The 26,217-nt window shown below is 66.1% G+C and carries 20 protein-coding genes and 6 pseudogenes; 18 read left to right on the plus strand and 8 right to left on the minus strand.

From position 1 onward, the window contains the following. Positions 1 to 23: 23 nt before the first annotated feature. The gene (locus ADT71_RS23260) at positions 24 to 518 is read left to right on the plus strand and encodes a PilZ domain-containing protein (protein WP_082370517.1); all 495 of its coding nucleotides are present in this window, start codon (positions 24 to 26) and stop codon (positions 516 to 518) included. 9 nt (positions 519 to 527) lie between these two features. Here the strand turns inward: ADT71_RS23260 and rsmA are convergent, their stop codons facing one another. From rsmA to ADT71_RS23280, 4 genes and pseudogenes are all read right to left on the minus strand, one after another. Then, positions 528 to 1,352 carry a 16S rRNA (adenine(1518)-N(6)/adenine(1519)-N(6))-dimethyltransferase RsmA gene (gene rsmA / locus ADT71_RS23265; RefSeq protein ID WP_054440892.1) on the minus strand — a complete coding sequence of 275 codons (825 nt, stop codon included), beginning with the start codon at positions 1,350 to 1,352 and terminating at the stop codon, positions 528 to 530. Then, a pseudogene (pdxA, locus tag ADT71_RS23270) lies at positions 1,349 to 2,344 on the minus strand (4-hydroxythreonine-4-phosphate dehydrogenase PdxA); the annotation flags it as partial. The gene rsmA and the pseudogene pdxA, both read right to left, overlap by 4 nt. Positions 2,345 to 2,387: 43 nt before the next feature. Then, a pseudogene (locus ADT71_RS23275) lies at positions 2,388 to 3,757 on the minus strand (peptidylprolyl isomerase). Positions 3,758 to 3,936: 179 nt separating this feature from the next. Then, positions 3,937 to 6,240 (minus strand): LPS-assembly protein LptD, encoded by a 2,304-nt coding sequence (locus ADT71_RS23280; RefSeq protein ID WP_054440756.1) that lies wholly within the window; start codon positions 6,238 to 6,240, stop codon positions 3,937 to 3,939. A 94-nt stretch (positions 6,241 to 6,334) separates the two neighbouring features. Between ADT71_RS23280 and ADT71_RS23285 the strand changes: the two genes are divergently transcribed. The 5 genes from ADT71_RS23285 (at position 6,335) to ADT71_RS23305 (ending at position 9,618) form a co-directional block, all read left to right on the plus strand. Continuing rightward, the gene (locus ADT71_RS23285; protein WP_054440758.1) at positions 6,335 to 7,798 is read left to right on the plus strand and encodes a leucyl aminopeptidase; all 1,464 of its coding nucleotides are present in this window, start codon (positions 6,335 to 6,337) and stop codon (positions 7,796 to 7,798) included. Positions 7,799 to 7,819: 21 nt separating this feature from the next. Beyond that, entirely contained in the window at positions 7,820 to 8,257 is a 438-nt protein-coding gene (locus ADT71_RS23290) for a DNA polymerase III subunit chi (RefSeq protein WP_054440760.1), read from the plus strand. 111 nt (positions 8,258 to 8,368) lie between these two features. After that, positions 8,369 to 8,791 carry a nucleoside-diphosphate kinase gene (gene ndk / locus ADT71_RS23295; RefSeq protein WP_054440762.1) on the plus strand — a complete coding sequence of 141 codons (423 nt, stop codon included), beginning with the start codon at positions 8,369 to 8,371 and terminating at the stop codon, positions 8,789 to 8,791. 185 nt (positions 8,792 to 8,976) lie between these two features. After that, a complete protein-coding gene (locus ADT71_RS23300; protein ID WP_054440764.1) occupies positions 8,977 to 9,222 on the plus strand; it encodes a hypothetical protein in 246 nt (81 codons plus the stop codon). A gap of 141 nt (positions 9,223 to 9,363) precedes the next feature. Beyond that, positions 9,364 to 9,618 (plus strand): YdcH family protein, encoded by a 255-nt coding sequence (locus tag ADT71_RS23305; RefSeq protein WP_054440765.1) that lies wholly within the window; start codon positions 9,364 to 9,366, stop codon positions 9,616 to 9,618. Between the two features lie 35 nt (positions 9,619 to 9,653). Here the strand turns inward: ADT71_RS23305 and ADT71_RS23310 are convergent, their stop codons facing one another. Together ADT71_RS23310 and ADT71_RS23315 are read right to left on the minus strand one after the other, a co-directional pair. Continuing rightward, positions 9,654 to 10,964, minus strand: a complete 1,311-nt coding sequence (locus ADT71_RS23310; RefSeq protein ID WP_054440766.1) for a sigma-54 dependent transcriptional regulator — start codon at positions 10,962 to 10,964, stop codon at positions 9,654 to 9,656. After that, positions 10,964 to 12,673: an ATP-binding protein gene (locus ADT71_RS23315; protein WP_231636140.1), complete on the minus strand. Its 1,710-nt coding sequence runs from the start codon at positions 12,671 to 12,673 to the stop codon at positions 10,964 to 10,966. The genes ADT71_RS23310 and ADT71_RS23315 overlap by 1 nt, the downstream gene beginning before the upstream one ends. 235 nt (positions 12,674 to 12,908) lie before the next feature. Between ADT71_RS23315 and ADT71_RS23320 the strand changes: the two are divergent. The 7 genes and pseudogenes from ADT71_RS23320 to ADT71_RS34390 all read left to right on the plus strand — a co-directional run bounded on the left by ADT71_RS23320 (position 12,909) and on the right by ADT71_RS34390 (position 19,590). After that, positions 12,909 to 14,230 (plus strand): annotated as a pseudogene (locus ADT71_RS23320) (dicarboxylate/amino acid:cation symporter). 44 nt (positions 14,231 to 14,274) lie between these two features. Further along, positions 14,275 to 15,738 (plus strand): annotated as a pseudogene (locus tag ADT71_RS23325) (alginate export family protein). Between the two features lie 12 nt (positions 15,739 to 15,750). After that, positions 15,751 to 17,157 (plus strand): NAD-dependent malic enzyme, encoded by a 1,407-nt coding sequence (locus tag ADT71_RS23330; protein WP_197283108.1) that lies wholly within the window; start codon positions 15,751 to 15,753, stop codon positions 17,155 to 17,157. 4 nt (positions 17,158 to 17,161) lie between these two features. After that, positions 17,162 to 17,371, plus strand: a complete 210-nt coding sequence (locus ADT71_RS35155) for a hypothetical protein (RefSeq protein WP_197283109.1) — start codon at positions 17,162 to 17,164, stop codon at positions 17,369 to 17,371. Between the two features lie 29 nt (positions 17,372 to 17,400). Next, entirely contained in the window at positions 17,401 to 18,489 is a 1,089-nt protein-coding gene (locus tag ADT71_RS23335; RefSeq protein ID WP_054440770.1) for an oxidoreductase, read from the plus strand. A gap of 118 nt (positions 18,490 to 18,607) precedes the next feature. Beyond that, positions 18,608 to 19,084, plus strand: a complete 477-nt coding sequence (locus ADT71_RS34385; RefSeq protein WP_231636141.1) for an alpha/beta fold hydrolase — start codon at positions 18,608 to 18,610, stop codon at positions 19,082 to 19,084. Continuing rightward, positions 19,054 to 19,590 (plus strand): alpha/beta fold hydrolase, encoded by a 537-nt coding sequence (locus ADT71_RS34390; RefSeq protein WP_231636142.1) that lies wholly within the window; start codon positions 19,054 to 19,056, stop codon positions 19,588 to 19,590. Before ADT71_RS34385 ends, ADT71_RS34390 begins: the two co-directional genes overlap by 31 nt. Positions 19,591 to 19,605: 15 nt before the next feature. Here the strand turns inward: ADT71_RS34390 and ADT71_RS23345 are convergent, their stop codons facing one another. Next, positions 19,606 to 21,402 carry an ABC-F family ATP-binding cassette domain-containing protein gene (locus ADT71_RS23345; protein ID WP_054440772.1) on the minus strand — a complete coding sequence of 599 codons (1,797 nt, stop codon included), beginning with the start codon at positions 21,400 to 21,402 and terminating at the stop codon, positions 19,606 to 19,608. A 212-nt stretch (positions 21,403 to 21,614) separates the two neighbouring features. On the opposite strand from ADT71_RS23345, the gene ADT71_RS23350 reads away from it, so the two are divergent. From ADT71_RS23350 to ADT71_RS23365, 4 genes and pseudogenes are all read left to right on the plus strand, one after another. Next, positions 21,615 to 21,878: a PepSY domain-containing protein gene (locus tag ADT71_RS23350; RefSeq protein ID WP_185998745.1), complete on the plus strand. Its 264-nt coding sequence runs from the start codon at positions 21,615 to 21,617 to the stop codon at positions 21,876 to 21,878. 171 nt (positions 21,879 to 22,049) lie between these two features. After that, positions 22,050 to 22,720: pseudogene (locus ADT71_RS23355) on the plus strand (winged helix-turn-helix domain-containing protein); the annotation flags it as partial. A 114-nt stretch (positions 22,721 to 22,834) separates the two neighbouring features. Further along, positions 22,835 to 24,150 (plus strand): annotated as a pseudogene (locus ADT71_RS23360) (sensor histidine kinase). A gap of 113 nt (positions 24,151 to 24,263) precedes the next feature. Then, on the plus strand, positions 24,264 to 24,467 hold the full coding sequence (locus ADT71_RS23365; protein WP_054440894.1) for a hypothetical protein: 204 nt from the start codon (positions 24,264 to 24,266) through the stop codon (positions 24,465 to 24,467). Positions 24,468 to 24,610: 143 nt separating this feature from the next. Here the strand turns inward: ADT71_RS23365 and ADT71_RS23370 are convergent, their stop codons facing one another. Next, positions 24,611 to 24,913: a chorismate mutase gene (locus tag ADT71_RS23370; protein WP_054440896.1), complete on the minus strand. Its 303-nt coding sequence runs from the start codon at positions 24,911 to 24,913 to the stop codon at positions 24,611 to 24,613. 108 nt (positions 24,914 to 25,021) lie between these two features. Between ADT71_RS23370 and ADT71_RS23375 the strand changes: the two genes are divergently transcribed. Further along, complete coding sequence (locus tag ADT71_RS23375) at positions 25,022 to 26,038, plus strand: polyprenyl synthetase family protein (protein WP_054440898.1); 1,017 nt, start codon at positions 25,022 to 25,024, stop codon at positions 26,036 to 26,038. Positions 26,039 to 26,217: the final 179 nt, after the last annotated feature.

Consider the following 26,217-nt stretch of genomic DNA (forward strand, 5'->3'; position numbering starts at 1 on the left):
ACCGGGTCGCTAGGGGGGCTGGCGTGAAGGAAGAAAAGATCAGGCGCGCGCGTACGCGCGCCATGGTTCAAGTGCGTGTTTGCAGTGAACGTGGGGAAGGCGAAGCATTCGTGCTTGATGCCAGTTCGCACGGTATGCGTCTGACCATGTCGAAACCGCCTGAGCGGGGGGAGCGTGTGCGGATGGTCGTCGGAGGGCAATCCATCTCCGGCGAAGTGCGCTGGCGGCTGGGCAACCGGTGCGGCGTGGCCCTGCGCGAACCGATCAGCGTGATAGCGTTGATCGAGGGCGGAGATATTCCCATCACGCTTTCCGCGGCTGCCGCCGCGCGTGACAAGCGGCAGGGCCTGGCCGGCATCCTGGCTTCAGACGGGCCGCTGCTGGGCCGGGTTCTTCAGTTCGCCCTGATCGCGGCGGTGCTGGGCTGCGGAGCCCTGATGGTTTCCCATTTCGTCACGGCGAGCATCGGCTCGCTGGAAGCGGCGCGGGAAACCGTGGCGGGCGCGGGCGATCTTTGACGCTGGGCGTCAGGCGCGGGTCAGTTCCCGCGCCACGCTCACGAATTCATCCACCGAAAGCGTTTCGGCGCGGCGCTGCGGGTCTATCCCGAGGCGGTCCACCGCGTCGAGCGCCCCCGGCACGCCCTTGAGGCTCTGGCGCAGCATCTTGCGGCGTTGCCCGAAGGCGGCTTCCGTCACGCGCTCAAGGATACGCATGGAAACGCCTTCCGGCGCATCGCCGGGTTCGACATGCACGATCGCGGACATGACCTTGGGCGGGGGCGTGAAGGCACTGCGATGGACCTTCATCGCCAGCTTCGCCTTGGCGCGCCACTGGGCCAGCACCGCGAGGCGTCCGTAAGCCGAAGTGTCCGGCTCGGCCACGATGCGGCGGGCGACTTCCTCCTGGAACATCAGCGTCAGCGAAGACCATTGCGGAGGCCAGCTTTCGCCGGAAAGCCAGCCGATGAACAGCGCCGTTCCGACGTTGTAAGGCAGGTTGGCGACCACGGCATAAGGCCCGTCGAAAAGGTCGGCCGGGGCGATCTTCATCGCATCGCCTTCGATCACCTTGAGTTTGCCGGGAAACGCGGTTTCCAGTTCTGCGAGCGCGGGCAGGCAGCGGCGGTCCATTTCGATGGCGGTCACGGTTGCGCCGGCACGCAGCAGCGCCCGCGTCAGCCCGCCGGGGCCGGGGCCGACTTCCAGCACCTGCTTGCCTTCCAGCCCGCCGGGGATCGCGGCAATGCGATCCAGCAACTGTTCGTCGAACAGGAAATTCTGCCCCAGCGCCTTCGACGCCGAAAGCCCGTGCTTCGCGATGACTTCGCGCAAGGGAGGTAGGGTGGTCATTTGCTTGCTCTCCGGCCGGCGCATTCGCCGGCCATGCGCAGCGCCGCGATGGTGGCGCCGGGGCTGGCCACGCCCTTGCCGGCGATGCCGAAGGCGGTTCCGTGATCGGGCGAGGTTCGCACGATCGGCAGGCCCAGGGTGACATTGACGCCCGCATCGAAATCGAGCGTCTTGATCGGGATAAGTGCCTGATCGTGATACATGCAGAGCGCCACGTCGAACTTCTCGCGCTCATGCGCGGCGAACAGGGCGTCGGCGGGGTGAGGGCCGGTTACGGCAAGCCCCGATTCGCGCAGCGCAGCGATAGCGGGGGCGATCGTCTCTATCTCCTCGCGGCCCATGCGGCCGTCTTCCCCGGCGTGGGGGTTGAGCCCGGTAATGGCGATGCGTGCGGGAGAAAGCCCGAAATCGCGGCCAAGGGCATGGGCGACGATCCGCGCCTTGCTCTCGATCAGATCGCGGGTCAGCAGGGTGGGCACCTCGCAAAGTGCGACGTGGACCGTCAGCGGGACGGTGCGCAAGTTGGGCCCTGCGAGCATCATGACCGCGCTTTCATGCGGAATTCCGCAGGCGTCGGCGAGGAATTCGGTCTGGCCCGGCTGGGTAAAGCCGATCTCGGCTAGCCGCGACTTCGCGATGGGGCCGGTGACGACGGCGCCTGCCTCGCCCGAGATGGCAAGCTGCGTGGCACGGGTGAGGGAGTGCAGCGCCAGCGCGGCGCCTTCACGATCGGGCGCGCCGAACGATGCGCCGGCATCCTCGCTTCCCAGCACCGGGAGTGCTTCGCCGAATAGGCTCGCGGCCTCGGCCGGCGCGGCGATGCGCGCTACGGGAAGGTCGATCCCCCGGCTGCGCGCGGCGGCGACAAGCACGCCCGCGCCGCCGGTCACGAAGAAGGGCGAAAGTCCGGCCTCATGCCGCCGGGACCAGGCCTCGGCGAATAGTTCCGGGCCAACGCCCGCCGGGTCTCCGAGCGAAACCGCGAGGGCGGCGCGCCGTTGGAACTGGCCGCCATGCTTGCCGCCCCTGCTATCGTCAGTTGTATTCGATCACCGCATCGCGGCGAAGATCGCGCAGGTACATCTGCGCGCGCTTGTTGATGCGGTCGTCTTCGAGCTGCGACATGACCTGGTCGAAGTTCGGACCCGAATCGACCTGCTGCGGATCGTCGCGGCCGCAGAGCATCAGGATGCGCACACCCTCGGTCAGCGAGCCGAACGGGGGCAGGGTCTCGCCGGGCGAGAGGTTGAGGATCGAGGCCTGGATCGGGCCGGGCAGGTCGCGCGCCTTGACCTGATCGTTGGCGACGACCTGTGCGCCGATCGTGGCGGCAACCTTGTCGACGTCACCGCAGCCCTTGGCGGTCTGGATGGTCTTGGCGAAGCTTTCGGCCCTGGCATTCGCCTGCGCTTCGCTAATGCCCTTCGGGAATTCCATCGAGATCTGCTTGAGCGCGAGCAGCGCGTCGCGCGGATCGGCGGTGAGCACCTGACGCTTGTCGATCAGGTAGAGGATCGAATAGCCGCCGGGAATCTCGATCGGACCGGCGAGCTGGCCGGCCTGCATGTCCCGCGCGGCGGTGCCCAGTTCGTTGGGCAGCTGGGCAAGGCGAATCCAGCCCAGATCGCCGCCGACCGCAGCCGTCGAAGCCTGCGAGTACTGGCGCGCATAGGCCACGAAGCTGCCGCCCTGACGGAGCTGCTGCATGATCTGGTTGGCGTTGTCGAAGACCTGCTGCTGCGAATCCGGTGTGGCTGCGAGATAGATTTCGCCAAGCCGGTATTCCTCGGTGCCCTTGGCGGCCTTGAGGCGATCGATCACTTCGTTCACTTCGTCGTCGGAGACGTTGACGAAGGGCTGGACGTTGCGCTGGAGCAGTCGCTGCCACGACATTTCGCCGCGGATCTGGCGCTTGAGCGAGTCCGGCGAAGAACCGACGCGCTTGAGATAAGCGTCCATCGCCTGCGTGTTCTGGTTGAAGTTCTGCGAGGCGACGCGGGCGTAGGACTGTTCGACTTCGGCGTCATCGACGGCGCGTCGGCGGCCTTGGCTTCCTGGATCTGGAGCGTTTCGTCGATCAGGTTGCGCAGCACCTGGAGGCGCAGGCGCTTCTGTTCTTCTTCGCTGATCTTGCCCTGGTTGGCGGCGAGGATCAGGGCGAGGCGCTGGTCGACGTCGGTGCCGGTGATGACGGCGCCGTTGACCACGGCAGTGGCGCGGCGGACGTTGGGATTGTCGTTGCCGAAGATCTTCACGTCGTCAGGGATGACGATTTCGCCCTGGGGGGCGGACTGGGCGAAAGCAGCGCTGGACGACAGTGTCGCTACCCCGGTGCCGCAGGCGACCAGGGCGCCGCAGGCAAGAGCCGCGCGCTTGATGAACTTGTTGCCTTGGATTGCTTTCACCTTGACCTGTATCCCGTATTCGACCCGTACGGCCGACGCCGCTCGATGGAAAAATTCGCCGAGGGGCATCTCTTCGGCCCTATGTCGGCACGCGGCTTAACCGAAACTGAGCACGTCCGATAGTCGCTTTGCAGCACGGTGCCAACGCCCGCGACGTTCCGCGTCCACCATGGCCGGATTTACCACGCGCCGATGTTCTTGAGCGCGAAGCCGAGCTGGAACGAGTTGCCCTTGCGAGCGTCTCCGAACGTCACGTAGTCGCGCCGCCAGGTGAACGAGACCTGGAGGCAATCGTCCTCGTAAGCCATGCCCACGCGGGTGCGCAGGGGCTGGAAACCGTCGGAGCCGTAAGTCGGGTCTTCGTTGCGGTCGGTCAGGTTGACCACCGCGGAGCCGAACATCGACCAGTAGTTGGCGAAGGCGACGCGGCCGGCGGCGCGCACTTCCTCGCGGTCCTTCAAGTCCTCGATGTCCATCGAGATGTCGCGGTTGAGCTTGGTATAGCCGAGTTCGAGGTAGGTCTGGTTGTTGCCCAGCGCGATGTCGAACTCGTTGCGACGGACCGCCAGCGTGTCCTTGTCGACGCGGAAGCGGTGGATGATGTTGAAAAAGTTGCGATAGCGCAGTTCGGTGCGGCCGACGATATCCGAGGTCTTGCTGGTGAGGCCGGTGCCGTCAGGCAGGATCGAGGGCTTGTTGCTCAGGCGGACCGACTGTCCGATGGTGGACTTGATCCGCCAGCGTGGACGTTCGAACATCCAGTCGAACCCGTAAGTGACGCGCGCGCCGTCCTCGAACCGGTCATAGCCGGGGAAGCGGTTGAGCGCGAAGAGGTTGGAATCCTCAAGCTCGATCGCGCGCGAATCCTCGTTCGGGATCGCCAGGTTCTTGACCGGCGGCGTGGCGACGAACTGGATGCGCGGGGTCAGCACCTGGCTGCCGCCGAACACCTGCCCGACCAGCGGCCACTTCACGTCCACCGCGGCGAGTGCGATCGCGCGGCCCTGCCACCCCGCATTGCCCCGATAGAGCGCGGTGGTGGTCAGGTCGTTTTCGTCCGAGTGATAGACATCGCCGCGCACGAGGCCGGTGAAGGTCACTTCCTGGCCCAGTCCGGTGATCTTGCGCAGCGACCACTGGGTGCTGGCGAAGGCGCGCTGGGTATCCTGACCGTCGACGCGGGTGACGGCCATGGTGTTGACCTGCGTCTCGATCTTGCCGCCGAGCAGGGGGTCGTCGAAGCGGTGGCGATAGTCCAGCACCGGCAGTGCCACCGGGATCATGCCCTGGTCGCGGCTCGATTGCAGGGTCTGCGTCGCGTAGCCGGCGAAGGAGAAGTAGCTGTCCTGGTCGATCCGCTCCAGTTCGACCGACGAACGCAGGCGATCGTCGCGCGAGATGTCGTAGCGGCGCACGAAAGTACGGTCGGTCGCGCGGCGGATCGAGGCGGTGATGCTCCAGTTCTCGTCGAGCTGGAACTTGCCGTTGGCGAAGATGTATCCGCGGAAGGCGCGTTCGCGGTTCGGGTCGGGATTGCTGCTGTTGATCGGTATGCGGTTGCTAGAGGTCGCATAGCCGGTGATCTGGTAGGCACCGAGGTCCGTCAGGGCGCGGTACTGGAACGAGGCCATCGGCGCGGCCTTGGTATAGGCGTGAAGCGAGCCGGTGAGGTCGCGGTTTTCCGCGATCTTCCAGTAATAGGACTGTGCAACCTCGATGCCGTTCGACGGGCTCGACCGCAGGTCCGGCACGAGGAAGCCGGAAACCGCGCCGCCATTTGTGCTGACCGAGAGACCGAACAGCGGAAGCTGCACGGCGCCGAACAGTTCGAGGCGGGCATCGCTGAACCGCACGCGATTCTGCGTCTCGCTGTAGACCACCGTCTTGGCGACGACGCGCCAGGTCGGGGTCTTGGGGCAGCCTTCGTCGTTTTCCACCGCGCAGCCGGTATAGGCGGCGTGCTGGAGTACGACGTCGCCATTGGCGATGCGCTCGCCCTTGTTGGCGGCGAGGCGGCCGCCCTGGCGCATGACGAGAAGCAGGTTCTCCATCATGCCGGTCTTCAGTTCGTCCGTCAGCTCGACACTCTCTGTGTAGAGCTGGTTGCCGTCCTGATCGACCATGCGGACATTGCCGCTGCCCAGGATCTGGCCGGTCTTGCGGTTCCATGTCACCTTGTCGGCGCGGACGGACTGCTTGTCCTTGCGCAGCACGACATTGCCGGTGGCGGTGACGAATTCGTCGTTCTGGGCATATTCGACGGTGTCGGCCTCGAAGGCGATCGGCACGGTATCGTCGGTAGAGGCGGGCGGGGCGGCGGGCGCACCCTCGATCGGCCCGGTATCGACAGGACGCGAAAGGTCCTGTGCCCAGGCACCGGCAGGCAGGCCGATGCAGGCGATTCCAAGGGCGAGCGCGCGCAGCGAAATAGGTCGCAAGCGGCGATCGGGGGCTTGCAGCGGAGACGGCGCGGCAGGGAGCATCACTTGCCTATCGCACCGCCTGTGCCTAACTGCAATCCGCTGTTGCGGTGAAGCGCACAAGTTCGGCGCTCGCCCACGTGATTCAGGAGATCCCATGAATATCCAGTTCCTTGACGCCGCTGCCCCCGCCCCGGCGCGTCTCGTCGCCCGCTTCGTGAATCAGGATTCGATTCCGGCCGATATCGAGCAGGTTCTTGTCGAAGGCGCTAAGGCTTCGCGGTTCGCGGGCAAGGCTGGCCAGGTATTCGAGGGCTTCGTGGAGCGCGACGGCAAGGTGGTGCGCGTGGCGCTCGCCGGGATCGGCGCGGCGGACGGCAAGGACCGCAAGGGCGCGATCGAGCGCGCGGGCGCAGGCATCGTCGCCCGTTACCTGACCTCGGGCGAGACGGCGGTAACGCTCGACCTTACCGGCGCCGGCCTTTCGGCGGACGAAGCGGCGGGCGTGCTGCTGGGCGCGGTCCTGCGCAGCTGGCGCCTCGACACCTATCGCACCAAGCTGGCCGACGACGCCAAGCCGAGCCTTGTGGACATTGCCGTGGTCGGCGCGCCGGAAGGCACCGAGGCGGTCTGGGCGGTGGAGCAAGCCATCGTCGAGGGCGTGTCCTTCACCCGCGAACTCGTGACCGAGCCGGCGAACGCGATCTATCCCGAAACCTTCGTCGCGCGCTGCGAGGCGAAGATGGCGGGCAGCGGCCTCAAGGTTCGCGTGCTGGACGAGAAGGAAATGGCCGATCTCGGCATGGGCTCGCTGCTCGGCGTGGCGCAGGGCTCGGTGCGCCCGGCGCGCCTGCTCGTGCTGGAATGGCTCGGCGGCGCTGACGGCGAAGCGCCCGTGGCCTTCGTCGGCAAGGGCGTAACCTTCGACACCGGCGGCATCTCGATCAAGCCTGCGGCCGGCATGGAAGACATGAAGTGGGACATGGGCGGCGCTGGCGCCGTTGCGGGCACCATGCTCGCCCTCGCGCTGCGCAAGGCGAAGGCCAACGTGATCGGCGTGTGCGGACTTGTGGAGAACATGCCTGACGGCAATGCCCAGCGTCCCGGTGACGTCGTCACCTCGATGTCGGGGCAGACCATCGAAGTCATCAACACCGACGCGGAAGGTCGCCTGGTGCTCTGCGACGCGCTGACCTGGGTGCAGCGTGAATACAAGCCCGCCAAGATCGTAGATCTCGCCACGCTGACCGGCGCGATCATTCTCAGCCTCGCCCATGAATATGCCGGGCTGTTCTCGAACAACGACGACCTTGCCGGCCAGCTCGCCGCCGCCGGCGACGCTTCGGGCGACCGCCTGTGGCGGATGCCGATGGGCCCGGCCTACGACAAGATGATCGACAGCCCGATCGCCGACATCAAGAACGTCGGCCCGCGGTTTGGCGGTTCGATCACGGCGGCGCAGTTCCTGCTGCGCTTCATCGAGAACGACACCCCTTGGGCGCACCTCGACATTGCCGGCACCGTGTGGACCGACAAGCCGGGCGCAACCTGGGACAAGGGCGCCTCGGGCTTCGGCGTGCGCCTGCTCGACCGCTTCGTGCGCGACAACCTGGAAGCGTAATCGGGAGGCGGGGAGCGCGACATGCGCGTGGATTTCTACCAGCTCAGTCGCGACCCTGCCGAAAGCGCGCTGGCGCTGATCGCCGGAAAGGTCGCGGGGAATGGCGAGCGCCTGCTCGTCGTCTCCGCCGACCTCGGCCAGCGGCAGCGCATCTGTCAGGCTCTCTGGTCCGTGGGGCCGGAGAGCTTCCTTGCCAACGGCTTCGCGGGCGAAGGCAGCGAGGATCGCCAGCCGATCCTCCTGTCCGACGTGGCGGAGCCTGCCAACGGCGCGAAGTACATGGTGATCGCGGACGGCCAGTGGCGCGAGGGCGAGGTTCCGTTCGAGCGCACGTTCTTCCTGTTCGACCAGTCCACGCTCCAGCATGCGCGGGAAACCTGGCGGGCCTTGCGGGAACGCGAAGGCGTGGAACACTACTACTGGAAGCAGGACGGCGGGAGATGGGTTCAGGCCGGATGATTCTCCGCCGCTATCCCTGACCTTCACGACGCCTAATTCTTGCGGAGCGGCGCGTTCCCGGCTAGGGGCGCGCGCAACAATTCAAAACCCTTACTTCGCAAGGAACATATCATGGCGGTTACCCGCACCTTCTCGATCATCAAGCCCGACGCGACCCGCCGCAACCTGACCGGCGGCGTGACCAAGCTGCTTGAGGAAGCCGGCCTGCGCGTCGTCGCCTCGAAGCGTATCCAGCTCTCGCAGGAGCAGGCTGAAGGCTTCTACGCGGTCCACAAGGAGCGTCCCTTCTTCAACGACCTCGTTTCCTTCATGATCTCCGGTCCGGTGGTCGTGCAGGTTCTCGAAGGCGAAGACGCCGTGAAGACCAACCGCGACGTGATGGGCGCCACCAACCCGGCCGACGCCGCCGAAGGTACCATCCGCAAGACCTTCGCCGAATCGATCGAAGCCAATTCGGTCCACGGTTCGGACTCGGACGAGAACGCGGCGATCGAGATCGCCTACTTCTTCAAGCCGGAAGAAATCGTCGGCTGAAGCACCCGCTTCGCGACATGATGAAAAGGCCGTCCGAAAGGGCGGCCTTTTTGTTTTTGTGCTGGCACAATTGCTTGGTATCCAGGCGGGCGTGAAGATCGGCGGGGCGAAGCGGCTCCAGGCGGCTTTTCGATTTGGCCACTGCCGGTTCTGCGTTAGGCTGTCTCTCGGAGAGGAGAGCGAGAATGCAAGGCATGGGTACGGCGGACGAGGTCTGCCCGTTCGAGTTCAATTTCGACGAGAAAACCTTCAAGGTCGGCGATACGGTCAGCTACCGCGTCGGCGGGAGCCTGGAAGGGTTTCCGTTCGTCGGCACGCTGGTCGAAGTGCATGACGACCATGTCGTGATCGCCGGGGATCCCCGCGAGCCTGACAAGCGTTATCGCGGCACGCGCGAAAGCCGCCCGCAAGTGGACTATTCCGAAATCTGACGATCAGTGCCGGTCCTTGATCCTGCTCAAGGTGGAGTTGGGCGGAACAGGGCAGCTTCGGTCAGGTTGGGGAAGCGGTACCATGCTGCCGAGGCGTATCGCCCCAGCTTTCCGTGTGTTTTCGAGCGAAGAGGATAGCCGATGTCCCACAAAGCCCACGAACTCGCCGCCGAATTTCCGGACGATCTGGAAGTTCTTCACCACCTGAAGGCAACGCGCGGACATTTTGCGGTTCTTGCCGACCGCTACGACGAAGTGAACGGCGCGATCCACCGGATCGAGGCCGAACTGGATGCCGCGTCCGACACCCGGCTTGAGGAACTGAAGAAGGAGCGGCTCTGCCTGCTGGACCAGCTTGGCCGCATGATCCGCGATGCAGGCTCCGTCGGCGTCTGACGCGGCCGTGCCGGGTCCGGAGCCCGGCGCACCGTTCAATCCTTGCGCCGCAGGGCGGCAAGGTCGATCCCGTGCTTGTTGACCTTGTAATAGAAGGTCTTGCGCGGCAGATCGAGCGAGCGGATGGCCGCGCCGATCTCACCGCCGGCGGCCTGCACAGCGGCAACGATCTCATCCCGTTCGAAGGCATCGACACGCTCGGTCAGCCCCTTGTTCCGGGCGGCTGATGGCGTGGGCGATGGCTCGCCGAGGCCCAGCACGAACTGTTCCGCGAAATTGGCGAGTTCCCGCAGGTTGCCCGGCCAGTCGTGCCGTTCGAGCATCGTGCGCACCGGCGCGGTGACGGGAGGAAGCTCCCGGCCCATGCGGCTTGCGGCATCTCCGGCGAAACGGGCGAAAAGGGAGCCGATATCCTCGCGCCGTTCGCGCAGCGGGGGGATGCGCAGGCGCATGGCGGCAAGGCGGTAGAACAGCGGGGGCAGCAGGGATGGCGGCGGGCCTTCGGCGGCATCCTGGCTGGTGGAGATCACGCGCACGTCGATCGGCGTCGCCTCGCCGCGATGGCGCAGCACGCGCTGTTCGACGAAGGGCAGCAGGCGCTCCTGCAAATGCGCAGGGGCGCGGTCCACGTCGTCGAGATAGAGCGTGCCCCGATGGGCCGCGGCGAGCCCCGGTTCGGCCAGCCCGCTTGCCGCGAACAGCGGTTCGGACAGCGCCTCGGGCATGGCGGCGCAGGCGATGGGCAGGAAGCGCTGGCGCGCCCGCTTCCCCGCGCGGTGAACGAGGCGGGCGAACAGGTCCTTTCCGGTGCCGGTCTCGCCTTCGATGAACAGGTCTATGTCGGCGTTGGCGAGGACGGGGATCATCTCGCGCAGGCGGCGGATGGCGGGGCTTTCGCCCAGAAACACCGGGGCGTCGGTATCCTGCGCCATGGCCCGCAGGCGCCGATTTTCGAGCGTCAGCCCGCGCGCGGTGGCAGCGCGCGTGACGGCGGCGATCAGGGTGTCGGGTGCGAATGGCTTGGTGAGGAAGTCCCATGCCCCAGCTTTCAGCATCTGCACGGCCATTTCGATGTCGCCGTGGCCGGTGACGAGCACGACCGGCAATTCCGGGTCGCGCTCGTGAAGCTGGCGGAACAGGTCTATCCCCGAGACATGCGGCATCCGGACATCGCTGACGACCACGCCGGGCCAGTCGGCGGTGAGGGCGGCGAGGGCGGGGGGCGCAGCGGCGAAGAGTTCGACCTCGAACCCGGCAAGCCTGAGCAGTTGCGCGGTCGAGCGCGCAAGGTCTTCGTCATCCTCCACAAGGGCGACACGCCGAGGGGCGAGGGGGGCAATGGACATCAGGCCAGTCTCAATCGAAGCTCGAAGGCGGCCCCGGTTTCGCCGGGTACGAGGCGCAGCGTGCCGCCGAATTCCTGCGCGATATCCTGCGCGATCACGAGGCCAAGGCCGAGCCCTTCGGCGCGGCTGGTGGCGAAGGGGGTGAACAGGCGGTCGGCGATCTCGGGCGCGATGCCGGGCCCGTTGTCCGCTACGGTGAGGCGCAGGATCCCGCCATCCACGGCGAGCGTGAGCGTTATGCGCGGGTCCGGGCGGCCAGCCAGCGCCTCGGTGGCATTCTGGAGCAGGTTCACGAGGATCTGCTCCAGCCGCACCTTGTCGCCCCGCACCTTGAGGTCCGCGGGAATCTCAGGGGTCTCGAAGGTCAGCGCGGCGAGGCGTTCCTTGAGCAGCAGGTGCGCGCCGTCCAGCACTTCGGCCAGGGGCACGGCGCTTTCCCCGCCGCTGCTCTTGCGCGCGAACCCGCGCAACTGCGCGGTGATGACACCGATGCGCTCGGCCAGACGGTCTATCGCGGTGAGGTTCTCGCGAACGTCGGCGGCGGCGCCGAGGTCCAGCAACTGTCCCGCCGAACTGGCGTAATTGCGGATGGCGGCAACGGGCTGGGCGGTTTCGTGCGCGACGCTGGCGGTAACCTGACCCAGCGTGGCGAGGCGATTGGCGAGGCGCAGTTCCTCGCGCAGGAGGGCGGCGCGCTGTTCGAGCGCGGCGCGTTCTTCCATTTCCCGGCGCAGTTCCGCTGTACGTTCGGTGACGGCGGCTTCGAGCAGCGCGGTGCGTTCGCGGCGGCGGCGGCTTTGCTGGGCCAGCCACCAGAGCGCACAGACCGCGACAAGCGCGAGCGTGGCCGCGACGGCCTGCGCGCTGCGCATGGGCGTGGTAACGGCGACGCGGATTGGCAGGGCCAGGTTCACCCGCCACTGGTCGCGGTTGGGCGGGCTGGTGGCGAGAAGGAGCCGCGCCCTCCGTCCCGGAATGCGCAGAAATCCGTCACCGTCCGTGCCGTAAGGGGCCGTGGTCAGACCCGGAATGCCGATATCGCCCGCGATCGCTTTCTGCCGGGCGGGATCGATCGGACGGGTCATGGCGAACCGCCAGTCGGCCCGGCTGGCGACCAGGATCACGCCATCGCGGTTGGTCACGAAAGTCTCGCCGCCCGCGGTGCGCCACTGGGCCTCGATCCGGTCGAAATCGAGCTTGATGACGATCACGCAGTCCCCGGCCGCCTTGCGCGCGAGGTAGAGCCCGGCGCGATGGCTGACGGTGCCGAGCGCGAACTGGGCGCCGTCGCCGTGCCTGCGGGCATCGCGGTAATAGCGGCGGAAGCGATAGTCGCGGCCGACGAAACTGTCCGAGCGGCGCCAGTTGCTGGCGGAAATCGCGAAGCCGTCGTCACCGACGAGGTATATGGCGGAGGCCCCGATCTGGCTTGCGAAGGCTTCGAGCTTGGCATTCAGCCGGCGGTCCGCGCCGGGCTCGCCACTGGCGGCGGCGATCACGTCACGGTCGTCTGCGAGGGTCTGGGGAAGCAGGCGGAAGCGGGCGATCTCGCTTTCCAGCAACGACTGGCGCAGGCGCGCGTCGGCTTCTACCGACGCCGAGAAAGCGGTGGTGGCCCGCTGTCTCACGATCTCACCCGCGATGCCGCCGGCGATCAAAGCGGCAGCGATTGCGGCGAGCGTCCAGTAGAGGGTGTGGCGGCGATTCACTCCCGGCAATCTAGGCCCGGCCGCAGCGATGTGCAACTTTCGGCACATCGCTGCACTGCAATGTGCCGATTTCTGCTCGAAAGGCAGGGCGCTTCCGTTCGCACATCCCCGCAAAACAGGCATTTAGGGCGAGTGCAAAAATGTCTTTGGCCGCAGCGTGGAATCGAACAGTCTCTGCCCAGCCCGCGATAAGCATAAGTCTTGCGCGGGCAGAGAGAGGAAGAAAGGCCTGACCATGCACACCACCTTGCCCGATACGCACGAATCGTCGGCGCCAAAGCGCTGGTACGGTCATCTCTACGTGCAGGTGCTTATCGCCATCGCGGCGGGTGTGACGCTCGGCCACTTCTTTCCGGCCACCGGCGAAGCGCTGAAGCCCCTGGGCGATGCCTTCATCAAGCTGGTCAAGATGGTGATCGCCCCGGTCATCTTCCTGACCATCGTCACCGGCATTGCCTCGATGCGCGATCTCCGCTCGGTCGGGCGCGTCGCGGGCAAGGCGTTCGGCTATTTCTTCTTCTTCTCGACCCTGGCTCTGATCGTCGGGCTGGTCGTCGCGAACGTCGTTCGCCCCGGCCACGGCCTGAACATCGACCCCGCCTCGCTCGATGCCTCGAAGGTCGCACTTTACTCCGAGAAGGCACACGAAACGTCGATCACCGGGTTCCTGATGGAAATGATCCCGGACACTTTCCTCTCCTCCATGACCGAGGGTAATATCCTTCAGGTCCTGGTGATCGCCATTCTCTTCGGCATCGCGCTCGCCATGCTGGGCGACCGGGGCGCGCGTCCGCTCTCGCTGCTCGAAGACGTGTCGCTGGTGTTCTTCAAGCTGGTCTCGATCGTCATGAAGGCCGCGCCCGTCGGTGCCTTCGGCGCGATGGCCTTCACCATCGGCAAGTACGGCGTCGCAGCCTCGCCAACCTCGTGGGGCTGGTGGCGACGTTCTATCTCACCTCGGCGCTCTTCGTGGTCGTGGTGCTGGGCCTTGTCGCGCGGTTTGCCGGCTTCTCGATCTTCTCGCTGATCGCCTACCTCAAGGCCGAACTGCTGCTGGTGCTGGGCACCTCCTCCTCGGAAAGCGCGCTGCCTTCGCTGATGGAGAAGATGGAGCGTGCCGGTTGCCCCAAGAGCATCGTCGGCCTCGTCGTGCCGACCGGCTACAGCTTCAACCTCGACGGCACCAATATCTACATGACGCTGGCGGCGCTGTTCATCGCGCAGGCTTGCAACGTGGAACTGACGCTGGGCCAGCAGGTGCTGCTGCTGGGCGTTGCCATGCTCTCGTCCAAGGGTGCGGCGGGCGTCACCGGCGCGGGCTTCATCACGCTGGCTGCCACGCTCTCGATCGTGCCTTCGGTGCCGGTCGCGGGGATGGCGCTGATCCTCGGCGTGGACCGCTTCATGTCGGAATGCCGCAGCCTGACCAACTTCATCGGCAATGCCGTGGCAACGGTCGTGGTCTCGCGCTGGGAAGGCAAGCTGGACACCGAGCGTTTCAAGGCGGTGCTCGCCAATCGTGAGCCCGCCGCCGCGGTGAGCCCCGTGCTCGTCTGACCTGACTGCACCCGGGGCGAAAGCCCCGCACAGGAATCACGGACATGAAGACGAAGTTATCGCGGCTGCTGGCCGCCACCCTTTGCTGCGCCCCTTTCACGGCTCATGCCGAAGAGGCCCGGACCGCGAATTCGGCCACTTCCCCGGTCTATCCGGTATCCTCCAACGGCGACGGCGCCGTCACCAAAGGCTACAGCATCTCGCGCTGGGCCGAGGACTGGCGGGGCATGGCCGACAAGTCGAAGCGGGACGATCCGCTCGACCGGCTGAAGTTCCTGCCGCTCGGTGCAGACGGCGATATCTACCTCACGCTCTCGGGTGAACTGCGGCTGCGGGTGAACCAGACCACCAATCCCAACTTGCGCGAGGCCGAGGCGCAGCGGCAGGATATCAGCCGCGTCGTTGCGGGGCGCCGACCTTCATGTCGGCCCGCACTTGCGCTTCTACGGAGAGCTGGCGCATGCCGGGATCGGCGGCCGGAATATCGGAACGCCGGCCACCAGCATGCGCAACGGCCTTGTCGCCCAGCAATATTTCGCCGAGGCGAGCGGCCAGATCGCAGGGCTCGACGTGGGCGTGCGCTATGGGCGGCAGGAATTCGTCGATGGGCCCAACCTGCTGACGTCGCAGCGCGACAACAACACGGTCCACTACACCCTGAACGGCGTTCGGGCCTGGGTGAGGGGCAAGGCGCTGCGCGCCGACGTCTTCGACCTGTGGCCCACCGCCTATGGCGAGGACGGCATCGGCGACGATCGCAGCGATCCCGAACGCCGCTTCTCCGGGGTGACGCTGGGATACGCCGTGCCCAAGGCTTTTCTGGGTGATTCGAAGATCTTCGTCGATCCCTTCCTCTGGCGGCGTCAGAACGGCGTCGGCACATGGGGAGGGCGGATCGGCCCGGCAACGCGCTGGTATGGCGGGGTCCACGTCTACGGCGATGCCGGGCGGTTCAGGTCGACTGGACGGTCAACCACCAGTGGGGCGAGTTCATCGACCAGAAGATCGATGCCTGGCAGGTGCTGCTGGCTCAGTCCTACCGGCTGGGATCGGCCAAGGCAGCGCCCCGCATCGGGTTCAGCGCGGACTATGCGAGCGGCGGCGGCGGCTATGGCGACGGGAAGCTGCGGGACGCCTATTCGCCCTTCGGCAACAACATCTACTTCAGCTATCAGCTCTACCTGACGCCTAGCAACATTCGCGCGATTGCCCCCACTTTCAGCTTCTCGCCGCTGAAGAATGTGAAAGTGAATGCCGAATACCGTTTTGCATGGCGTGACAGTGTCACGGATGCCGTCTATCGGGCGAACGGCCAACCCTTTGCCGGCACCCAGAACGGGCGGGCGCGCAAGATCGCCGAACTGGCCCGCCTCCAGGCGGTCTGGACGATCTCGCCCCGCGTTTCGTTCACCGGGCGCTACGAGCATCTCGAAGCCGGGCCCGCGCTGACCGATGCGGGTTACCGCAGCTCCGATTTTCTCGCGGGCTGGCTGAGTTTACGATTCTAGGAAAGGTCGCAGATGTCCCCCACCCGTCACGCCGCAGCCCGCGCGCTGCTCTCCGATCCTCTCACCAACAAGGGGACCGCATTCACCGCCGAGGAGCGTGACGAGTTCGGCCTGCACGGTCTGCTGCCGCCGCATGTCGGCACGCTCGACAGCCAGATCGAACGTCGCCGCAAGGCACTGGAAGAAAAGGAAAGTGACTTCCAGCGCTACGCCTTCCTGCGCGAGCTTCAGGATTCGAACGAAGTGCTGTTCCACGCGCTGGTCCAGAGCGACCTGCCGCGCATGCTGCCGCTGGTCTACACGCCCACCGTGGGTGAGGGCTGCGAGCGCTTCAGCGAAATCTGGCGCCGTCCGCGCGGCCTCTTCCTGAGCTATCCCAACCGCGACCGCATCTCCGATATTCTCGCCGATCCTGCCTATGACCGGGTGAAGGTGATCGTCGTCAGTGACGGCGAACGCATCCTCGGCCTGGGCGACCAGGGCGCGGGCGGCATGGGCATCCCGATCGGCAAGCTGGCGCTCTACACCGCCTGCGCGGGCATCCATCCTTCCGAAGTCCTGCCGATCCTGCTCGACCTGGGCACCGACAACCACGCCCGCCGCGAAGATCCGCTCTATGTCGGCTGGCGCGCGCCGCGCGTGCGGGGCCAGGACTACGACGATTTCGTCGAGGCCTTCGTGAGCGCCGTGGACGATCGCTTCCCCGGCGTCCTCCTCCAGTGGGAGGATTTCGCGGGCAAGAACGCCTACGATCTGCTGGGCCGCTACCGCGACCGTCTGCTGAGCTTCAACGACGATATCCAGGGCACCGCCGCCACGGCTGTCGGCACCCTGCTGGCGGCGATCCGCAAGACCGGCGTGCCGCTTACCGAGCAGCGCGTGGTCCTGTTCGGCGCGGGCGCGGCAGGCAGCGGCGTGGCCGAGATGCTGGTGCAGGCAATGATCGCCGACGGGCTGGACGAGAAGGAAGCGCGTTCGAAGATCTGGGCGGTCGATCGCGACGGCCTCATCCTTTCCGACATTCCGCGTCTGCCGCCGCAGCAGGTCAAGCTGGCGCGCGATCCGGCCGAGATCGCCAGCTGGAACGCGGGCGGGCAGAACATGATCTCGCTTCAGGAAGTCGTGGCGAACGTCCACCCCACGGTGCTGATCGGCACGTCGGGCCAGAAGGCTTCGTTCAGCGAACGCACCATCCGCACCATGGCCGAACATGTCGAGCGGCCGGTGGTCTTCCCGCTGTCGAACCCGCTGTCGCGCGCCGAGGCGCATCCGGCGGATATCCTCGAATGGACCGGCGGCAAGGCGATCGTCGGCACCGGCAGCCCGTTCGGCACGCCCGGCGTCACGCAGGTCAACAACGTCTATGTCTTCCCCGGCGTGGCCTCGCGCGCTGGCCAGCGGGGCCACGGCAATCAGTGACGGCATGTTCATGGTCGCGGCGCGCCGTCTGGGCGAGCTGAGCCAGGGCGAGAACGGCCTGCTTCCCGCCGTTACCGAGCTGCGGGACGTGGCGCTGGAGATCGCCGTGGTCGTGGCCGCGCAGGCACAGGCCGAGGGTCTCGCCACGGCGGCACCCGAAGAACTGACCCGCGAAAGCATCGCGCAAAGCATGTGGCAGGCTGTCTACAACTGAACCTGACACCATACTGAAAGGCACTGAACATGGCCCTGGCGACCGATACCCTGAAGGCAGGCCTTCTCGGCTACGGCTATGCCGGGGCCACGTTTCATGCACCGCTGATCCGGGCGGTGCCGGGCCTCGATCCGACCCATTTCGCGAGCCGCCAGCCCGATGCGATCCGCGCGCATTTTCCCGATGCGGCGATCCATGACGATCCGGCCGCGGTGCTCGGCGATCCTTCGGTCGATCTCGTTGTTGTCGCCACGCCGAACGCCACGCATTTCCCGCTGGCGCAGGCAGCGCTTCGGGCCGGCAAGAGCGTGGTCGTCGACAAGCCCTTCACGCTGGACCTTGCCGAAGCCCGGGCGCTGATCGCGCTGGCGGAGGAAACCGGCGGGCAGCTCACGGTCTTTCACAATCGCCGCTGGGACAGCGATTTTCGCACTGTACGCAAGGCCGTAGATGCAGGGCTGGTCGGCATGCCGGCGCATCTTGAAATCCACTTCGACCGCTTCCGCCCGCAAGTCCGGGACCGCTGGCGGGAATCCGGCGGTCCGGGAGGCGGCGTGTGGTTCGACCTCGGGCCTCACCTTGCCGATCAGGCCCTGCTGCTGATGGGGCTGCCGCTGCAGGTGACCGCCTCTCTCGCCCTCCAGCGCGAGGGTGCGCGCAGTGACGACTGGGCCCATGTCGTGCTTGGCTTCGAGGGAGACCGGCGCGCCATTCTCCATGCCTCGATGCTGGTGGCGGGCGGGGTTCCGCGCTTCATCGTCCACGGCACTGCGGGCAGCGCGGTGAAGCAGGGGATGGACGTGCAGGAAGGCCAGCTCCTTGCCGGCATGGCGCCCGGAGCGCCCGGCTGGGGCATCGATCCCGATCCGCTGGTGATCTACAATGCCGAAGGACAGGCCAGCCGGGTTCCGGCCGAGCCGGGCGACCAGCGCGAATTCTACCGCCTCGTCGCCGAGGCCATGCGGGGCAGGGCGCCCAACCCGGTCCCGCCGATCCAGTCCCTGGCGGTCATGGCGGTGATCGAGGCGGCGCAGCAATCCGCTGCCGAAGGGCGCACCGTTGACCTGCCGCTGACCGAGGCGGAACGACAGGCCTGGGCCGCCAGCTTCCGGGACTGACGCGCGCCGGGGCTCCAGCCGAATTATCGACAGGCGACCAGACGGACGGACCGGCGTTTGGCGGACCGTTCGCTTCGCGGATGCTGGCGGCAGGGTCGCCGCGTCAGGGGGAGTGTCGATGATCGGGAACGTTCGAAGGCGGGTTGCACTGGGAATGATCGGCAGCGGCTCCATTGTCGGCACGCTGGGGCCGTTTTCGCACTCGGCCGGGGCTGCATCGCCCGCCGCCGTCACGCCGGGAGCCCCGCCACGGGAAAAGGCCGGCCCCGCCGCGATGAAGCAGTCCGCGGCGATGCGGCGCGCCTATGCCGACGGTCCATATGGCCAGATCCATTATCTCGATGCCGGAACCGGGCGGCCGCTGGTCATGCTCCATCAGGCGGTGATGACGGCCAACCAGTTCGATTATGTCTTCGCGCCGCTGATTGCGCGCGGACTGCGGCCGATCGCCATCGACATGCCGGGGTTCGGTCTTTCGGATCGCACGCCGTTCGAACCGGCAGTGAGCGATTATGCGCCCGTCGTTCCGGCGGTGCTCGATGCCCTGGGCATAAGCCGCGCTGCGTGGTGGGCCATCATACCGGGGCGCTTGTGACCAACGAAGTGGCGATTCGCTATCCCGAGCGGGTGAGCGCCAACATCCTTTGCGGCCCGCTTTTCATCAGCGACGAACAACGCGCCGCGCTGATCGCCGATATCGGCGGGCGGGAGCGGGCCTTTCGTGCCCTGCCTCACGCCGCGCACATGAACCAGCTTGCCGAAGCGCGGGAGCGCTATGCCAATGGCTCGATCAGCGCGGAGCGGATCAGCGACTATGTCGTCCAGGCCATGCTGGCGGTGCAGCGCGGCGCTTACTGGTACGGCCACAATGCGGGGCTGAACTACCGGCAGGAAGAGGCGCTGATGAAGATCACCCAGCCGACCCTGCTGCTCACCAATACCGGGGACATGCTCTATGCGTCCGCGCTGCAGGCGAGGAAAATGCGGCCGGATTTCGCATTCACCGAACTGGAGGGCGGCGGGATCGACATCGTGGACCAGCAGCCCGGGCCATGGTCCGCCGCGATCGCCGATTTCCTCGCCGCCGCCGCTATCGACTGACCGGCGCGGGCGGGCCTAACCCTCTACCAGCTCGGCCAGTTCCAGCCAGCGCTCTTCAGCCGCTTCCTTTTCCCTGTTCGCCTTTTCGATGGCGGTGGTGAGGGCCGCGAATTTCGCCGGGTCGCGGGTGTAGAGCGCGGGGTCGGCCATGGCGTTCTCGTCGCGGGCGATGGCCGCTTCCAGTTCCTCGATCCGCTTGGGCAGCAGTTCGTAGTCGCGCTGGTCCTTGTAGGAGAGCTTGCCCTTCTTCGGCGGCATCGGCGGCGGGGGGGCGGCATTCTCGCCCTTCGTCTTGGCTTTCCCTGCGCTCGTGCGTTCGCGGCGCTTGGCCTCCCAGTCGGCATAGCCGCCCGCGATCACGTCGATATGCCCCGAACCGTCGAGGCCGAGAGTGACGTTGACGGTGCGGTCGAGGAAGTCACGGTCATGGCTGACGATCAGCACGGTGCCGTCGTAATCGGCGATCACTTCCTGGAGCAGGTCCAGCGTTTCGAGGTCGAGGTCGTTGGTCGGTTCGTCGAGCACCAGCAGGTTGGAGGTGCGGGCGAATTCGCGGGCGAACAGCAGGCGCGAGCGTTCGCCGCCCGACAGCGTGCCGACTTTCGCCTCGACCAGGCCCGGATCGAACAGGAAGTCCTTGAGGTAGCCCTGGATGTGCTTGCGCACGCCGACCACGTCGATCCAGTCACCCCCTTCGGCCAGCACGTCGCGGATGCGCATTTCGGGGCTCATCCGGCTGCGCTGCTGGTCGATCACGGTGGCATCGAGCGTGGCTGCGCGCGTCACCTTGCCATCGTCGGGCTGAAGTTCGCCCATCAGGATCTTGAGCAGCGTGGTCTTGCCCGAACCGTTCGCGCCGACCACGCCGATGCGGTCGCCGCGCTGGATGCGCAAGTTGAAGTCCTTGATGACCGTGCGCTGGCTATCGCCTTCGCCGAACCGCTTGGTGACGTGTTCGGCGACGATGACCGACTTGGTCTTGCTGTCGTCCGCCACCACGGCGAGCTTGGCCGCGCCTTGCGGGCCCATCATCGAGGCCCGCTGGGCGCGCATTTCCCAAAGCTTGGCAAGGCGGCCCTGGTTGCGCTTGCGCCGCGCGGTGACGCCGCGCTCCAGCCAGTGGGCCTCGATCTTGAGCTTGGCGTCGAGCTTCTGGGCGGCGCGCGCTTCCTCGGCGTAGACTTCGTCTTCCCAGGCCTCGTAGCCGCCGAAGCCGATCTCGCGGCGGCGCAGGCCGCCCCGGTCCAGCCAGAGCGTGGCGTTAGTCAGGCGGGTCAGGAAAGTACGGTCGTGGCTGATGACCACGAACGCGCCGTTGTAGCGCTGGAGCCAGGATTCCAGCCAGTCGATCGCGGCAAGGTCGAGGTGGTTGGTCGGCTCGTCCAGCAGCAGCAGGTCGGGTTCGGAGGCGAGGGCGCGGCACAGCGCGGCGCGGCGGCGCTCACCGCCCGATGCGCTCTTCGCTTCGCGTGAAAGGTCGATGCCGAGCTGGTCGGCAATGGCTTCCACTTCGTGCTGCTGGGGCGCATCGTCGCCGTGGATGGCGAAATCGAGCAGGGTGTCGAAGCCGGTGAAGAACGGGTCCTGCTCCAGCGTCACCACGCGCGTGCCCGGCTGGACGGAGCGCGTGCCCTTGTCCGCATCCACCGTGCCGGCGATCAGCTTGAGCAGCGTGGTCTTGCCCGCGCCGTTGCGGCCGATCAGGGCCAGCCGGTCGCGCGGGGCGATGTTGATGTCGAGATCCTGGAAGAGCCAGCCGGAGCCCTGGATGAGGCCGAGGTTTTCCCAGCTGAGAATTGGTGCAAGTGCCATGGCTGCGCGCCCTACAGGGCAGAGCGGGGGGCTGGCAAGCTGGCGCGCAGGAAAGCGTGGATGTGGGATTTGGGCAACAGGCGCTTGCTCCTGCCGCCTTCCGGCCACATTCAGGACTTGTTCAAGGCGATGGGGTTAGGCAGCAAGTCGATATGAACAAGTCCCTTTCCCTTCTCTTGGTCCCGGTCACGCTGGCACTCGGCGCGTTCGGCATGGTTGCGCCTTCGCTGACCGCGCATGCCGCCGATCCCGGCGGCGAGCAGGGCGAGGTGCGCCGCGAACGCAAGGCCGGCAACGTCCGCCCCTTGCGCGAAATCGAACGTGAAGTGCTGCCGCGCATGTCCGGAATGCAGTACCTCGGCCCGGAATACGATCCCGCCGCCATGGCTTACCGCCTGAAGTTCATCCAGAACGGCAAGGTCTATTTCGTCGATGTCGATGCCCGCACCGGGCGGGTGATCGGGCAATCGCGATAGAGGTGCAGCGCTGAAATGTGGATGAACCGATCTTGTTCATCTTTACGTTCAGGTTGAAGCGCCTACAGATGAATTTGCAAGCGACGCCGGGGAACCTTGGAGTTTTCCGTCGCTTGACGCTTCCGGGCATCCGCCCCATCTCAAGCTCGCTCATCTTAGGGAGAGACCGAATTGCGCATCCTGATCGTCGAGGATGAACCCACGCTCGGCAACCAGCTCAAGACCACGCTCGAACAGACCGGCTATGCCGTGGATCTGTCCGTTGATGGCGAGGATGGCCATTTCCTGGGGTCGACCGAAGACTATGACGCCGTGATCCTCATCTCGGCCTGCCCGAGATCGATGGACTGACGGTGCTCGGCATGTGGCGCCGGGAAGGGCGGAACTTCCCCGTCCTCGTGCTGACCGCGCGCGATTCCTGGTCGGACAAGGTGGCGGGCCTCGATGCGGGGGCCGACGATTACCTCGCCAAGCCCTTCCAGACCGAGGAACTGATCGCCCGCCTGCGCGCGCTGATCCGCCGCGCCTCGGGCAATACCTCCAGCGAACTGACGGCCGGCGACGTGCGGCTGGATACGCGCTCGGGCCGCGTCACGCTGGCCGGCGAACCGGTGAAGCTCACCGCGCAGGAATACAAGCTGCTGTCCTACCTCATGCACCACAAGGGCAAGGTGGTCAGCCGTACCGAACTGATCGAACATATCTACGATCAGGATTTCGACCGCGATTCGAACACCATCGAAGTCTTCGTGACCCGCATCCGCAAGAAGCTGGGCGCCGATGTCATCACCACGATCCGCGGCCTCGGCTACAGCCTCGACGATCCTGCGGAACCCGGCCGCGCTGAATCGTCCGCCACGGCGACCGAGCATATGCAAGACGGGCAGAATCAGACAGGAGAAGCCCAGGCCGGGCCGCACGTGAAGGCGGCCAACACGGGCTCTCTCGCGCGGCGCATGATGCTGATCGCGGCTGGATGGATCTTCATCCTGCTGCTGGTCGGCGGGCTCGCGCTCGACCGCACGCTGACCGGTCTCATCACCCGCAACTTCGACGAACAGCTCGGCTACATGCTCACCGGCATGATCGGCTCGGCGGAAATCGGGCCGGACGGGGAGGTCTTCTTCATCCGCCCGCTCGGGGACCAGCGTTTCCTGGAGCCGGGGTCGGGCCTTTACTGGCAGATTCGCGCCAAGGGGCATGAGGATTTCCCCTCGCGCTCGCTGTGGGACCGCAGCCTCAACGTGCCCGAGGACCATTTCGACGCCCAGCCGCACGTCTATGACAGCACCCAGTTCGCAGGCGAACCGCTGCGCGTGATGGAACGCTCGATCATCCTGCCCGGCAGCGATACGAAGTGGATGTTCACGGTGGCGGCGAGCCGCGTGGACCTCAATGACCAGATCAAGATGGTGCGCGGCATTCTCGTCTACAGCTTCGTGGCGCTCGGCTTCGGGTTGCTGCTGATGGCGGGGATGCAGACATGGTACGGCCTGTTCCCGCTGCGCCACGTCCGCCGCGCCATCCAGAAACTGCGCACCACCGGCGCCAGCCGCGTCACCCAGCCGCTGCCACAGGAAGTGGAGCCGCTGGTGGAGGAACTCAACGCGCTGCTCGCCCATACCGAGCGGCAGGCAGAGGAAGCGCGCATGCATGCGGCAATCTCGCCCATGCGCTCAAGACCCCGCTGACGGTGGTGATGAACGCGGCGACGGCCAAGGCGCCGGACCTGTCGGACACGGTGATTCGCGAGGCCGCGGTGATGCGCCGGCAGGTCGATCATCACCTCGCGCGGGCAAGGGCCGTGGGCCGCCGCGCCGTGGGGCAGTCCCGCGCCGAAGTCTGGCCCAGCCTTGAGGCGGTGCTGCGCGCGGTGGAGCGGCTCTACGACCAGGCCCGCCTCGATCTCGACGGCAATCACGAGGCCGTGGTGGCCCTGGAAAAGCAGGATCTCGAGGAAATTCTGGGCAATCTCATAGAGAACGCCGCGAAATACGGCGGCGGCAGCGTCTTCGTGACCGTCGATCCCGATCGCGCCGCCCCGCTTTGCGAGGTCTGGATCGAGGATGACGGAATGGGCATTCCCGAAGCGGAACGCATCCGCATCTTCGATCGCGGCGCCCGCCTCGACACCGGAAAGCCCGGCACCGGCCTTGGCCTTGCCATCGTGCGCGATGTCGTGGAAATCTATGGCGGCACGGTCGAACTGGACGAGAGTGAGGATCTGGGCGGCTTGCTGGTCAAGCTCAAGCTGCCTCGCGTTCTCGCCTAGTTTTCAAGACCGATCGGCTTCCGGCGGGATTTTTGGGGGAACCGGCGCAGAGGCGGTTGCGGCTCCCGTCATTCGTCCCCATTGGCGCGGTTTACCAGATCAAGGACACCCTCATGACCGATTCCATCAATCTTTCGCTGTCGTCGGACGAGATCGAAATCATCGTCGATGCCCTGGAAGTCGATCTCGAAGGCTATGTGGAAGCCGCCAAGGAAGCGCGCGGCAACAACAACCGCGAAGACGTGACGACCTTCACCGAAGCTGCCACGCGCATCCAGACGCTGATGTCGAAGCTTCAGGATCTGGTCGAGGAATAAGGTTCAGGCAGCCTCGTCCCGGGATCGGCCCGGGACGGCTGCTTCAGGCGCTGCGGGACGCAGCGCGGCCCTTTCCCGGCCGGAGCCGGGAAAGCGGCAACTTTGCGGCTTCGATTTTACGAAACGCCGGTTCCGGCCTCGAATCAGGCTTCGTTCTTGGCGCGTTCGTGGTGGCGGATCACTTCGTCGATGATGAAGCGGATGAATTTCTCGCCGAAATCGGGGTCGAGATTGGCCTCTTCCGCCAGGTTGCGCAGGCGCGCGATCTGGCGCTCCTCGCGGCCGAGGTCGGAGGCGGGCAGGTCGTTCTGCGCCTTGTAGGCGCCAACGGCCTGCGTGATCCGAAATCGTTCGGCCAGCATGTGGATCAGGGCGGCATCGATATTGTCGATACTCGACCGGAAGCTGGCGAGAACGGGGTCGGCTGCGGGAGTGTCCTGAGTCATCGGCAGGTCCGCTAGCACGGCTTGGCGGCCTCTTCCAGTCGGCCCGTTCCACCATTCCATGGCATTCGCTCTTGCGTTACGGACGCCGAACGCGCAATGCGCGGGTCGATGAGTGCCGATGTCATTCCCCTGCGCGCACGCGGGTCGCAGCCCACCCTCGCTCCCATGCTGGCGCTTACCGCCCCCGGCATGAACAGCGTCAACGCCGTCATTCTTGACCGGATGCAGAGCGAAATTCCGCTCATCCCGGCGCTAGCCGGGCATCTGATCTCGGGTGGTGGCAAGCGAATGCGCCCGATGCTGATGGTCGCCGCCGCGGAACTGTGCGGCTACCAGGGCGCGCGCCATCACAAGCTGGCCGCCGCCGTGGAATTCCTCCACACCGCCACGCTGCTGCATGACGACGTCGTTGACGGTTCCGACATGCGCCGGGGCAAGGCCGCCGCCAATATCGTGTTCGGCAACCCGGCGACGGTGCTGGTGGGTGACTTCCTGTTCACCCGCGCCTTCGAGCTGATGGTCGAGGACGGCAGCCTCAAGGTCCTCAAGATCTTCTCCAAGGCCAGCTCGATCATCGCCGAGGGTGAGGTCGACCAGTTGACCGCCCAGCGCCGGATCGAGACGAGCGAGGAACACTACCTCCAGATCATCGGCTCCAAGACCGCAGCCCTGTTCGCTGCCGCCACGCGCATTCCGGCTATCGTGGCCGAAAAGAGCGAGGCGGAGGAGCAGGCACTCGATTCCTACGGCCGCAATCTCGGGATCGCCTTCCAACTGGTCGACGATGCGATCGACTACGATTCGGAAAGCACCGAATCCGGCAAGGACAAGGGCGACGATTTCCGCGAGGGCAAGATGACGCTTCCGGTCATCCTGGCCTATGCGCGCGGCAGTGCCGAGGAGCGCAAGTTCTGGGAGGATGCCATCGCCGGCTTCCGCACTGAGGACGAAGACCTGGCTTACGCCGTCGAACTCATCAACCGCCATGCCTGCGTCGAAGCCACGCGCGAGCGGGCACGCCTCTATGCGCAGCGCGCGATCGATGCACTGTCGATCTTCCCCGCCGGCGCGGCTCGCGATGCGATGTGCGAAGCGGTCGAGTTCGCAGTGGCGCGTCGCTACTAGGTCGCTATCGCCAGAGCTATCGGGAAAGCGCCGGGCAGGTTCTGTCCGGCGTTTTTCGTTTGCGCCGACAAGGTTTCCGATCCGATAACGATAGTGCAGCATCGATATCCGGCCGCCTTATGGTCATGTACGTCATGAAAATCTCCCGGATATGGCGATTTTCGTTCCGCTCTATTTGG

Origin of the sequence: Novosphingobium sp. ST904, assembly GCF_001298105.1 — a bacterium.
In the GTDB taxonomy this organism is placed as follows: Bacteria; Pseudomonadota; Alphaproteobacteria; order Sphingomonadales; family Sphingomonadaceae; genus Novosphingobium.